The sequence below is a fragment of the Adlercreutzia sp. ZJ242 genome, assembly GCF_011038995.1.
Classification (GTDB): Bacteria; Actinomycetota; Coriobacteriia; order Coriobacteriales; family Eggerthellaceae; genus CAAEEV01.
In genome coordinates this window covers 1-11,636 of the sequence record NZ_JAAKEE010000067.1, presented here as the reverse complement: position 1 = coordinate 11,636, position 11,636 = coordinate 1, and the positions used below count along the sequence as shown (strand labels likewise).

Here is an 11,636-nt window from a genome sequence, read left to right as displayed (position 1 = left end):
GCTCACGCGCCCCGCGTTTGATCGCTTAAAAGCTTTAAAGTTGCCAATCACGTGGATTGACGAGGTAAAGAATGTCCGTCTGACATATCACACTCTGAATTCGAGTTCCATGTCCTCAGTATCCGGTTCTCAAGGTCCCGCGGCAGGCCGCCCCGCGGCCTCCCCGCCCGCGCCTCTCGCGAGACGCGCAAGGAGATACTCTACCAGCCCGCCGACCCGATGTCAAGGGTTTTCTTCGAGAATCTTCCGAATCCTCCCCCGCGCCGGGCGGCGCGCCCTGCCTCTCCGAAAGGCAGCTCGTCTATACTACCTCCCCCGCCGCCGATTGCAAGCGATCCGGCGCGTCTCCACAGCTTGGACACAACTCCAGGAGGGAAGGGAGGGAGGGCGGAGCCTAGGGGCGAGGGGCAGGAGTCTCCGGCAAGGGGCAATCCGAGGATTCGCTCAACCCTGCATCGTCAGGAGACGAACGACGAGCGTTCCACAACACCTGGATGGCATAGCCGAGGGCGTATATGAACGAGGCAAGCGAGACGAGCGCGCCAAGGAACGGAAGAATCGCGACGATTCCAAGCACAACGCCGCCGATAGCCGCAGCTCCAAAGCGATTCATCTTGGGAAGCACCAGACGCGACAGCGAAGCAGCTGCGAACGGGACCGCCACCACCGCCAAAGCCACGAGCGCAAGAAGCAACGCCAGGGCAATGGGGCTGGTGACGACGAAGCAAAGCAAGAGCACGAGCAACAGCGGTGCTGCGACAAGCGCGATCGCGCCGGTGGCGAATATGCGCCCTGCGCGGCTGCGCGTCATGGCAGCTGCACCCTCGACAGGACGACGGAAGAGCCATGCCAGCGCAAGCGCAAACAAAACGGTTCCCGCAACTCCCACAACTTTGAAGAGCACGCCCATGAACGCAAAGGCTTCGACTGCTTCGCTTGCGTCGACGTTCGTCTCTTCGACTTCCTTCTCGTATTCAAGGGTGCCGATTTGAGCTGATTCAGGGACAACGGGCTCGGCGCTCGATTCCACATGGAGCTTGCCTGTCACGACGGCGTTCGGGCCAATCTCTACGACATCGGCGTATATCGAAGCGTCGCCGTTGATCGTTCCGTCCAAGACGACCTTGCCAGCTGCGAACACGCCCGCCGAGGCATTGCCTGCAAAAGAGATCGTAGACCCGGCGCAGTACACCCCGCCTTCTGCCGCGCAGTCGACAAGATCTACGTTCTGTCCGGCAACCGTGAAGTTATTGCGGGCAGACACGTTGGCGAGCGTCAAGTTCATGCCAGCTGCACGAACGCTGCCGCCCGCCTTCGAGTCGGAGACGCCGAGGTTCATGCCGGCGACCACGATATCGCCGCCAGTCTCGGTGGAAGCGAGGTGGAGGTCTTTGCCCGCCCAGTAGAAATCACGATCGATCTTGGTCTCCGGAAGGGACGTGTAGTCCTCGGAGCTAGCGAATGCGTTCCCTGCGCTGCTGCTCACCTCATCGGAAGGCGCAGCCCAGGCAGCTCCCGCAGTCGAGAACGCCAGCAGCATGGCAAAGGCGAAAGCCGCCATCGCATGAGCGATCCCCCTGATTCTCAAACTGGTTTTTTCCATGATACGATCCTCTCTTGTCATGCTGCGGCGCCTATTCGCCTCGTTTCCTTGGGCATCATGTTGGCTTTTCGCCATGAGGGTGTCAAGAAATGTGTCAAATGAGTAAGGGTGAGGGGCGCGTCATCTTGGGCGTACAGCCTGCTCGCGGCCGGACCCCGGCTCCGCTCCCCGCGGGCGGCCCGCCCGGGATGGCATCGAGGGGCAGGGGACAGATCCGCTTGGGATGCCCTGAAGGGGAGACGGGACGAGAGATCCGCAGAAGGGCCCCGAGAAACGAAAAAGGCTGGGAGATGACTCCCAGCCTGAGGTTGCTTGGTAGCTCCGACCGGATTCGAACCGGCGACCTCCGCCTTGAGAGGGCGGCGTCCTAAACCGCTAGACGACGGAGCCACGTAAGTGCGCTTTGCTAGTTTACACGATTGCGATTCGTTGTCAACCAGTTTTTTTGGCTGGGGTGGAAGGAGTCGAACCCTCACATACGGCACCAGAAACCGCTGTCCTGCCATTAGACGACACCCCAACGCAATTCCTTCGCCGCTTCCTTGCGGAAGTGGCAAGCGCAAGTGGATATATTAATGATTCGCACGTCTCTCGTCAAGAAGGAATTTCACTTTTTAGCAAAAATGTTCCGTCAGGTAGGCGATGATCGCGTCATTGCCCTGGATGAGCTGGCCTTCCGCGTAGAGGTACGGGATGAGGTTCGCATCGCCGCCGAGGGCGAGAAGCTCCTGGTAGGGCTGCTCGAGCTCGACGTCGCGCTTGTCGAGGGCGATGCCGTGCTCGTCGGCGAACTGCGAGGTCACCGAGCAGGTTGCACATGGCGCCCAGTGGTACAGGATGGGGGTTTCCATGAGGTTCTCCTTTGTCTCAAGCGGCTGCGCGCCCATCGCGCAGCCGCGCTTACCCTGCGAAAGCGCGTCGCTTCCCCGTCCAAGGCTCAAAGCCAAGGGCTAGGTTCGCATGCGGCGCGCATCAGGCGGTCCTTCGCCTGGACCGCCTTCGCCTACGCGCGCCCTGCGATGAGGGCCTCCGCCTCGTCCGTGGTGACGATCTTCGCGGCGTAGCACGTCTCCATGTAGGAGAGTCCTTCCTCCTGGTTGCCCACGAGGAAGGTCGCCGTCGCGTCGCCCACCACGATCACGTCGTAGTTGTTGAAGTAGGCGTCAGCCACCGTGTGGCGCACGCAGATGTTGGTGTCCATGCCGCAGCAGATGAGCGTGCGCGCGCCCAGCTCGTCGAGCAGCAGGCGCAGGTCCGTCTGGAAGAAGGCCGAGTAGCGGCGCTTCTCGATGACGTAGTCGCCTGCCTGCTGGCCAAGCTGGGGCGAGGTCTGCGCCTCGGGCGTGCCCGCCAGGCCGTGCGGCCCCCACAGCGCCAGCTCGCGGTCGAGCCCCTCGATGTGCGCGTCGTTGGTGAAGATCACGGGCACGCCCGCCTTGCGCGCAGCCTGGGCGAGACGCGCGGTGTTGAGCGTGGGCTCAAGCAGCACGCTCTCGAGCGGACCACCCGCAGGATCGCCCAGCTCGTCGATGACGATCAGCGCGCAGGTGCGCGGATCAACCTCGTCGAGCGCCACGAGGTCGCTGTTGTTCTCGTCTCCCAGCATGAATGCTCCTTTCCTCTGGAGGTCGGCGGCCTGCCCGTCGCGCACGCGAGCAAAACGTCGCGCGCATGCGACCATGCCCGCTTATGCAGGCGGCCGCCGTGCTGCTTAGAGATTATCTCACTCATGAGGCGCGCGAGCACGCACGTTGCGCGAAGCGGCCTTGAGGCGGGGGCGTTCGCAACGTCCATGACGAAGTCCCTCGCGGATGTCCTTTCGCCAGACGCCGTCAGGCGAGCGGGACGAACACCGCGATCGTGCCCGACTCCACGCCGATCATGACGGCCTCTCCTGCAAACTCGTTGGAGAGGCCGCGTGACGTGCGGTTGGAGAGGCTGAAGTCGTCGAGCTCCCACTTGAGGCCGCGCTCGAACACGCCGCGGGCCTCGTCGCTCATGGAGAGCACCGACACCGTGCCGACCTCGACCGCCGGCAGCTCGAGCGTGTCAGGGCCGGTGACGAACGTGATGGCCGCCTCGTCGCCGACCGCCGTGACGATGAGGCCGCGCTCACTGAACAGCGCGAGCACCTGCAGGTTGGCGAGCGTGTGGTCGAGCCGCCCGCCGAGGCCGCCGTACACGTACACGTCGGTGTAGCGCATCGACTTGGCGCGCTGCAGGGCGAGCTCCATGTCGGACTGGTCCTTGTCGGGCGAGAAGCGCGTGACGCGCATGCCGCGGGGCACGTACCCCAGAGAGTCGAAGTCGCCGAGCGCCATGTCAGGCGTCCGCCCGATGCCCTCGAGGTGCTTGAAGCCCCCGTCGACGGCGATGACGAAGTCGAAGGTGCCCTGAGCGTCCATCTCCTGGAAATGCTCCGCGTTGAACTCGGAAGCGCCCACCAACGCACACGTTCTCATGTGAGGATCCCTCTTTCTGGTAATCGCTCGTTTCTCGGTTTGCTAGAATAACACATGCGAGCGGGCCAGACGGTCGCGTACCTCACGGTGCGAGGAAAGTCCGGGCTCCCAAGGGCAAGATGCCAGCTAACGGCTGGGCGGGGCGACCCGACGGAACAGTGCCACAGAAAAGAAGACTCCCCCGCCTCTAGGCGGGAGAAAAGCTGAAACGGTGCGGTAAGAGCGCACCAGCGCGTCGGCAACGGCGCGGCTTGGTAAACCCCATCTGGAGCAAGCGCAAATAGGAACGCGATACGGCCGCCCTTCCGTGCGTTCGGGTTGCGTGCTAGAGACGCGCGGTGACGCGCGTTCGAGATAAATGGCCGTCCTTCGACAGAACCCGGCTTACCGGCCCGCTCGCCTACGTAAAAAGGCCCCCGAGGGGGCCTTTCTTACTGAAGAGTTGCAGATCGTTCGTAACGTCAGCGAGAAGGGCTGAGGTGCCCCGAGTTGCCGTGAGAGCTTGAGGAAGCGTACTTCGTACGCGACGAAAGCTCGGAGCGGCAAGGCGGGGTGCCTCAGCCCTTCGCAGCGTCGAGCAGTTCCGCTCGCCGCCAGGCGAGCGGAACGATCAGCTAGTCGATCTCCTCGAACTCGAAGTCGTCGGCGTCGCCGAAGCCGGAGAGGTCCTTCTCGTAGGCGCTCGCAACCGGCGTGGCGGCGGCCACCACGGCGTCAGTGGCCTGCGGCGTGGTGTAGGCGACCGGCGCGGGCGCAGGCGCGTCCTCGGCAAGCTCGATCTCGCCGGTGGCCTGCACGCCGAGCGCGGCGGGCTGGCTCGGCGTCACGTAGTGGGCGGCGGCGGAGACGGCAGCGCTCGCAGTCACCATGCCGCCGAGGTCGGACAGCTTGCGGGACGCGTCGGTGATGAAGTCCTTCAGGATGTCGGCGTACTCGTCGCGCACGTCCTCGCGCTCGTCCTCGAGCTTGCGGATGGAGTCGAGCACCTCCTGCTTGTCGGCGTTGGCGCGGTTCAGGATGCGCGTCGCCTCGTCACGTGCGTCCTGGATGGTCTCGGCGGCCTGGGCGTCAGCCTTGGCCACGATCTCGTCGGCGGAGCGCTGGGCGACGACGAGCGCCGCGGAGATGGCGCTGTCGTTGGCCTTCTTCTCCTCGAGCTGACGCTCGAGGTCGGCGATGAGGGCGTCCTTCTCAGCGATGATGCGCTCGTACTCGGAGACGTCAGCAGCGGGCGCGGACTCGGCCGGCGTGATGACCGCCGTCTCAGCAGCCGCCACCGGCGCGGCCGGGGTGTCGAAGCCGTCGAACTTGGCGTCGTCGAGCTGGTCCTCCAGCGACATGATCTGGTTGTTGAGCGCGTCGATCTCGTCAGCCACGTGCTCGAGGAAGACGTCAACCTCGTCAACGTCGTAGCCCTTGCGATCGATCGAGAAGCTTTGGTTGTGGATGTCGGCAGCAGTAATAGCCATGTTGTTCCCTCTCATCAGGATGCCGGCACGAAGGGCCGTTCCCTCAGTTGACCGTTAAAACAGAATAACGAGTAGTCGTACCGCAAATTGTAATACAAGCAGGGCAATTATGGGCGTTATGTCCACCATTCCTCCAATAGGGGGTATGAGTCGCTTGAACAAGTTGAGGTACGGGTCGCAGACTTTGCCGAGCACCTGGTAGATGTCGGCCACGATGCCGCGGCTCGTGGGCAGCCACGACATCATCACGTATATGAAGATGATGAGGCTGTAGGCGTCGGCAAGGCGAACGAGCAGAAACGTCAGCATGAGGCAAGCTCCTTAGATCGCGTGACTGCCGCATCGACGCCCGCCCCGAACACGGAGGCGAACCCGGCGGCGTTCATGGCATTGAGTGCTGCGAGCGTGGTGCCGCCGGGGCTGCACACGTTGACGCGGCACGTCTCGGCGCTGATGCCCGTCTCCCTCATGAGGAGCGCGGTGCCGTACACGGTCTGCAGCGCCAGCTGCTCGCCGAGCTCAGGCGCGATGCCGTGCTTCGCAGCCGCGTCGCGCAGCGCCTCGACGAGGGCGGCCACGTAGGCCGGGCCCGACCCGGAGAGCGCGCAGACGGCGTCCATGTCGGACTCGGGCACCTCGCAGGCGAAGCCCAGGCTGGCGAAGAGCTCGCGCACGAGGCGCACGTCATCTTCTGCGGCATGCGCGCCCGCGCATACCGCCGTGGCGCCCGCGCCCACCAGAAGCGGCGTGTTCGGCATGACGCGCACGAGGCGCGCGCTCTCTGGCAGGGCCGCCTCCAGACGCTCGGTGGTGAGCCCGGCGGCGATGGACACGAAGAGCGGGCCGCCCTCGCCGCCCGCGTAGGGCTCGTGCGCGCGGATCGACTCGAGCACGCCCGTCATCACCTGCGGCTTCACCGCCAAGACCACCACGTCGGCACGCGGCAGCTCACGCGCGTCAGACGCGCAGGCGACGCCGTAGCGCTCGGCGAGGTACCCACGGCGCTCCTCGCCCGGGTCGGCCACGCCGAAGCTCTCCGCGCCCAAAGCGCGCGCCGGGCCCTCCTGCGCGGCGATCCAGCCGCCGAGGACGGCCTCGCCCATCTTGCCGCCGCCGATGACGGAGACGCGCCTGACCTCGCAGGCGCCTGCCATCAGAGCACCCCCTGGTTGCGCAGGTTCATGCGCTCGACCTCGGACAGCCCGCTGCCGCGCGCCACCACGAACACCTTGTCGGCCACGCACTCGACCGACGCCTCGAGCGCGCTCGCCACGCCGAACGAGAAGTCGAGCACGCGCTTGGCAAGCGCGTCAGGCGCCTCGCCGAGCGCGAGCACCACCACGTCGCCCGCCTTGAGGGACTTCGCCACGCGCTCCACCTCGCCGTAGCTCGCAGGCGCGATGACCGTGAGCGTGCGGCGGCCGGTGTAGCTGCCCGTGGAGCTTCCCGTGTAGGAGTCGTACGGGTCGTAGGCGCCCGCGGAGCCCGCCGAGGACGACGAGCTCGCGGAGCCTGCGGCGGACGCGTGCGCCCCGTGCGCCGACGCAGCAGCCGCGTGCGCGCCCGCGCGCCCGGAGGCCGGCGCGGCCGCGGCCTCCTCGGTGGTCGGCGTGAACAGCGAGTCGAGGCCCTCCGAGCGGCGGCGCGAGGCGGCAGCGGAGACCGCCGCCGTGCCCTCGGGGGTCATCTGGGGCGGGAGCGAGGAGTCGACCATCGTGCGGCCGAACGCGTTGGTGGTCGGCGTGGTCACGTGGCGCGGCGGCAGCGGGTCGCGGTTCAGGCTGCCGGGAACCTGCGTGCTCGCGCGCACGTCGTCGATGGAGACGAGGCGCGGCATGCTCGAGCCGGAGCCCGTCTGCCGGCCCGAGCCCACCGAGCGCGTGGTCACCGGCGCATAGCGGTCGTAGCTCGAGCTCGCCGGGGCGTAGTCGTCGTACCCGTCGCCGTAGTTGTCAGCGTAGTCGTCGTACCCGTCATCGTAATCGTCGTAGTCGTCATAGCCGTCGTCGTAGGCCGCGTCCTGCCCCTTCGACCCAAATCCGAGCTTGGACTTGAGATCTCCGAGCATTCTCTTCCCGTCCTGCAGATCCATGCCAGACCTCCTCACCAAATCTATCCGTCAGGCGGCGTGCCGCCTTGACGTCATCTCAGCGACCGCCGCGATGCGGTCGCCTTCAGCGCGAAAAAGCACGCACCCTCTATCTTACTCGAAGGAGTCGCTAAAAATGGCGCGCCCCACGCGAACAATGGTAGCGCCCGCGCAAATGGCCTCATGCCAGTCCTCGCTCATGCCCATGGAAAGCTCATCGAACGCCTCAGCGTCACGCGGGCCGAGCGCGGCGCGAATGCGGGCGTGCAGGCGCGCCAGGTCGTCGAAGCACGCGCGCGCCACCGCGCGGTCGCCCTGCGGCGCCATGGTCATGAGCCCGCGCACGCGCACGTGGCCGAGCGCCGCGCAGGCGCGCACGAGCGCCTCGGCGTCCTCGGGCGCGACGCCGCTCTTGCTCTCTTCCCCCGAGACGTTCACCTCGACGAGCACGTCCTGCACCTTGCCGAGCCGCCCTGCCGCCGCGTCGATCCTCTCGGCGTGCCTGAGCTGGAAGAGCGAGTGGATGAGCGAGGACGACGCCACGATCTCGGGGATGCGGCGCGACTGGATGTTGCCGATGAAGTGCCAGGTTGCCTCGGGGTAGGCCGCCGATTTCGGGACGATCTGGTCGGGGCGGTTCTCGCCGAAGTCGCGCGCGCCCGCGGCAAACGCCTCGCCCACGCCCTCTTCGCCGACCGTCTTCGACACCGCCACGAGCGTGACGTCTTCGGGGTCGCGCCCCGCCGCCGCGCATTGCGCGCGCACCTCGTCGAGCGTGCGCGCGTAGCGCTCCTTGATTCCCATGTCCTCGCTCCTCACTTGCTTGGATCGGCCGCGCGAAACGCGAGGGCGCCGTGGCGCCCGCACACCCCGCCCTCGGCGCGGTACGAGTAGAACTCATCGGGGCGACACGCCGTGCACACGCCCGCGTCGGCGATGCGCGACGGGTCCACGCCCGCGCGCGCGAGGTCGACGGCGAGCGCGCGCGCCAGGCTGACGTGGCGCGCGTCGGGCGCGCACTCCTCGCCCATCCTCTCGGCGAAGAGCGCCCGCACGTCCTCGCCCGTCTCGAAGCACTCGACGTGGATGTGGGGGCCGAGGTAGACGTTGTACGCCGCCGCGGCCTCCTCGGGCGCGTCGAAGGGGCCCTCGCCGCCCGCCGCGTGCGACTCGCGCGCGGCGAGCGCGCGCACGGCCTTCGGCGCGACGGACGCCGCCACGCCGCGCCATCCCGCGTGCACCACCGCGAACGCGCCGGTCGGCGACGCGATCACCACCGGCACGCAGTCGGCGAAGCACAGAAGCGCCGCCACGCCGGGCGTCGTGACCACGAGGCCGTCGGCGCCGCGCGCAGACGCGGCGCGCACGTCCGCGAGCGTCGCGGCGTCGGCGCGCGGCACGAGCACGAGCTCGTCGCCGTGCACCTGGTTGGGGATGACGAGCGGCAGCTCGGGCACGCCGAGCGCCTCGAGCAGAAGCGCGCGGTTGCGCATGACGGCGGCAGGGTCGTCGCCGACGTGCGTGGCGAGGTTGAGCCCCGCGTAGGGCGCCTCGCTCACGCCGCCCGCACGCCCGGTAAAAGCAACGCGCACGCCCGAGGTTCGGGCGAGCGCGTCGTCAGTCAGGATATGGAGCGGTCCGAGCTGGCGCGCCTCAAGGCGAGGCAGGGGCAGCTGCGATACCTTCACGGGCTGCCTCCCCTAGCGCTGGCGCTTCAGGAAGTCGGGGATGTAGTCCTCGTCGGCGAAGCGGCCGCCGCTCGAGGAAGTGGAGAACGACACCGGCGCGGGGGTCGGCGCAGCCGCCACCGGCTCGGTGGAGGCGAACAGGTCCTGCTTCTTGGGACGGGAGAAGTCCATGGACGACTGGGAGGCCGACGCCTTGAAGCCCGTGGCGATCACGGTGATGCGCACGGCATCCTTCATGCCCTCGTCGATGATCTGGCCGTAGATGATGTTGGCGTTCTCGTCGGCGCACGCCTCGACGGTGCGAGCCGCCTCGGACACCTCGGTCAGCGTGAGGTCCGGGCCGCCGGCGATGGAGAACAGCACGCGCGACGCGCCCTGGATGGACGACTCGAGCAGCGCGGAGTTGGTGGCCTGCTGGGCCGCCTCGAGCGCGCGGTTCTCGCCGTTGGAGATGCCGATGCCCATCATGGCGGTGCCGGCGTCCTTCATGACCGCGCGGATGTCGGCGAAGTCGAGGTTGATGAGGCCGGGGACGGTGATGAGGTCCGTCACGCCCTGGATGCCCTGGCGCAGCGTGTCGTCGCAGATGCGGAAGGCGTCGATCATGGACGTCTTCTTGTCGACGATCTCGAGCAGGCGGTCGTTCGGGATGACGATGAGGGTGTCCACCTTCTGGGACAGAAGATCGATGCCCTGCTCAGCCTGGTTGCGGCGCACGCGGCCCTCGAACGAGAACGGCTTGGTGACGATGCCGACGGTGAGCGCGCCGATCTCCTCGCGCGCGATCTCCGCCACGATGGGCGCGGCGCCCGTGCCCGTGCCGCCGCCTTCGCCGGCGGTGACGAACACCATGTCGGCCTCGGCGAGCGCCTCGCGGATCTCCGCACGGCTCTCCTCAGCGGCCTGGCAGCCCACCTCGGGGTTCGCGCCGGCGCCGAGGCCGCGCGTCAGCTCCTCGCCGATGTGGATGGTCTTGTCGGCATCCGACATCAGAAGGGCCTGGCGATCGGTGTTGACCGCGATGAACTCGACGCCCTTGACGCCTGCTTCTACCATGCGGTTAACAGCATTCGTGCCGCCGCCGCCTACGCCGACGACCTTGATGACCGCCAGATGCTCACCTGAATAGTTAGGCATTGTTCTTCCTCCACACCTGCTGCGTTTAGACTGCCGTGTTAATCAAATCTTGACCTGCGCTTATGCAAGCGCAGCACATATGGGGGCTATTTTACACGATGAAGGGGCGTTTGCAACTTTGCGACCAGCGAATACTCCCCGTCCGTCCACGAAATAACGACATAAGGAACGCGCCGCGTGACGCGGCGGGCGGGCCGCGGCCGCCGCGTCACGCGGCAGGCCGAAAGCCGCAGGCCACCCGCTTGCTCCCCTATGCCGCCCTCCAGGTGGGGCGGTCGACCACGCGCACGTTGATGTAGACGACGGTGGGGTTCTCCTCCATGATCGCAAGGACCACGCGCTCCTTCTCGCGGATGTCGTCCGCGGTGCCGAACGCGATCTCGACGCCGTTCTCAAGCGTGAGCAGCGTGGAGGCGGGGTCGGTCGCCGTCACCTTCTTCACCTGGCCGGCCAGCTCGGTGGTCATGCCGTCGACGATGGACAGCGCGTTGTTCACGTTGCCGTCGGTGCAGTACGCGCCGATCTCGGGCGTAAGGCCGTAGGGCACGCCCGTGATGCGCAGCACGCTCTCGGCGTCCTCGTAGATCTTCGGGCTCAGGGTGCGCCCCACCTCGGAGTCTTGGCTCGGGATGGCCATGAGCCACATGCCGTCGGAGGCGATGGCCCAGTCCTGGATGGTCTGCGTGGAGCCCATGGGCACCTCGACCACCGCGGCGACCTGCCGCTCGGTCACCGCCACCTTGAGCGTGGAGGGGAACTCCCGGCTCACCGACACGCTCTCCACCCACGAGTCGCGCTCGAGGCTGCTCTTGACGGCGTCGATGTCAACCGTGAGCAGCGTGGTGCCCTGCGGGATGGACACGAGCTGCGACACCTCGCTCGTCGTCAGGTGGTCGGCGCCCGTCACCTCCACGTTCTCGATGGCGAACGCCGCGGTGCGCGCAAGCGCGAACCACGCGACGGCGAGGACGAGGACGAGCGCGGCGATCACGCCGACGATGATGAGCGGGCGCCTGCTCGCCTGCGCCGCGCGCTTCGTGCGCTCGGCGCGCGCGTGGTCGCGCTCGAGGCGGTCCATGTCGCCGATGCGCACCGAGGTGACGCCCGCGGCAGCCCTCCCCCGCGCGCTCGGGCGCTCGCCCGAGGCGCCGCGCGGGGCAGGCGAAGCCGCCGGGCGCGGGCTTGAGG

The 11,636-nt window shown here is 67.1% G+C and carries 12 protein-coding genes, 2 tRNA genes and 1 other RNA gene; 1 reads left to right on the top strand and 14 read right to left on the bottom strand.

The window, feature by feature from the left end; translation table 11 throughout:
* Positions 1–394: 394 nt before the first annotated feature.
* The 6 genes from G7Y49_RS11185 to G7Y49_RS11160 form a co-directional block, all read right to left on the bottom strand.
* Entirely contained in the window at positions 395–1,603 is a 1,209-nt protein-coding gene (locus G7Y49_RS11185; protein ID WP_165173846.1) for a hypothetical protein, read from the bottom strand.
* Between the two features lie 313 nt (positions 1,604–1,916).
* Positions 1,917–1,993 (bottom strand) — tRNA-Glu (locus G7Y49_RS11180).
* A gap of 56 nt (positions 1,994–2,049) precedes the next feature.
* Positions 2,050–2,123: transfer RNA gene (locus G7Y49_RS11175), tRNA-Gln, on the bottom strand.
* Positions 2,124–2,217: 94 nt separating this feature from the next.
* Complete coding sequence (locus G7Y49_RS11170) at positions 2,218–2,454, bottom strand: glutathione S-transferase N-terminal domain-containing protein (protein WP_165056742.1); 237 nt, start codon at positions 2,452–2,454, stop codon at positions 2,218–2,220.
* A gap of 152 nt (positions 2,455–2,606) precedes the next feature.
* A complete protein-coding gene (locus tag G7Y49_RS11165; RefSeq protein WP_165173844.1) occupies positions 2,607–3,209 on the bottom strand; it encodes a cysteine hydrolase family protein in 603 nt (200 codons plus the stop codon).
* Between the two features lie 226 nt (positions 3,210–3,435).
* On the bottom strand, positions 3,436–4,065 hold the full coding sequence (locus G7Y49_RS11160; RefSeq protein WP_165173842.1) for a thiamine diphosphokinase: 630 nt from the start codon (positions 4,063–4,065) through the stop codon (positions 3,436–3,438).
* A gap of 57 nt (positions 4,066–4,122) precedes the next feature.
* Here G7Y49_RS11160 and rnpB point away from each other — a divergent pair.
* Positions 4,123–4,468: RNase P RNA component class A (gene rnpB / locus G7Y49_RS11155), an RNA gene on the top strand.
* 211 nt (positions 4,469–4,679) lie between these two features.
* Here rnpB and G7Y49_RS11150 read toward each other — a convergent pair.
* The 8 genes from G7Y49_RS11150 to G7Y49_RS11115 form a co-directional block, all read right to left on the bottom strand.
* Positions 4,680–5,534 (bottom strand): DivIVA domain-containing protein, encoded by an 855-nt coding sequence (locus tag G7Y49_RS11150; protein ID WP_165173840.1) that lies wholly within the window; start codon positions 5,532–5,534, stop codon positions 4,680–4,682.
* Between the two features lie 54 nt (positions 5,535–5,588).
* Positions 5,589–5,843 (bottom strand): YggT family protein, encoded by a 255-nt coding sequence (locus tag G7Y49_RS11145; RefSeq protein ID WP_165173838.1) that lies wholly within the window; start codon positions 5,841–5,843, stop codon positions 5,589–5,591.
* On the bottom strand, positions 5,837–6,688 hold the full coding sequence (proC, locus tag G7Y49_RS11140) for a pyrroline-5-carboxylate reductase (protein WP_165173836.1): 852 nt from the start codon (positions 6,686–6,688) through the stop codon (positions 5,837–5,839). The genes G7Y49_RS11145 and proC overlap by 7 nt, the downstream gene beginning before the upstream one ends.
* Positions 6,688–7,626, bottom strand: coding sequence for a cell division protein SepF (locus tag G7Y49_RS11135; protein WP_165173834.1), 939 nt, complete (start codon positions 7,624–7,626; stop codon positions 6,688–6,690). Before G7Y49_RS11135 ends, proC begins: the two co-directional genes overlap by 1 nt.
* Before the next feature lie 111 nt (positions 7,627–7,737).
* Positions 7,738–8,427, bottom strand: a complete 690-nt coding sequence (locus G7Y49_RS11130; RefSeq protein WP_165173832.1) for a YggS family pyridoxal phosphate-dependent enzyme — start codon at positions 8,425–8,427, stop codon at positions 7,738–7,740.
* An 11-nt stretch (positions 8,428–8,438) separates the two neighbouring features.
* Complete coding sequence (locus tag G7Y49_RS11125) at positions 8,439–9,311, bottom strand: polyphenol oxidase family protein (protein ID WP_165173830.1); 873 nt, start codon at positions 9,309–9,311, stop codon at positions 8,439–8,441.
* A gap of 12 nt (positions 9,312–9,323) precedes the next feature.
* On the bottom strand, positions 9,324–10,448 hold the full coding sequence (ftsZ, locus tag G7Y49_RS11120) for a cell division protein FtsZ (protein ID WP_165173828.1): 1,125 nt from the start codon (positions 10,446–10,448) through the stop codon (positions 9,324–9,326).
* Positions 10,449–10,698: 250 nt separating this feature from the next.
* Positions 10,699–11,636 (bottom strand): cell division protein FtsQ/DivIB (locus G7Y49_RS11115; RefSeq protein ID WP_370519660.1); only part of this gene is annotated, 938 nt, incomplete at its 5' end.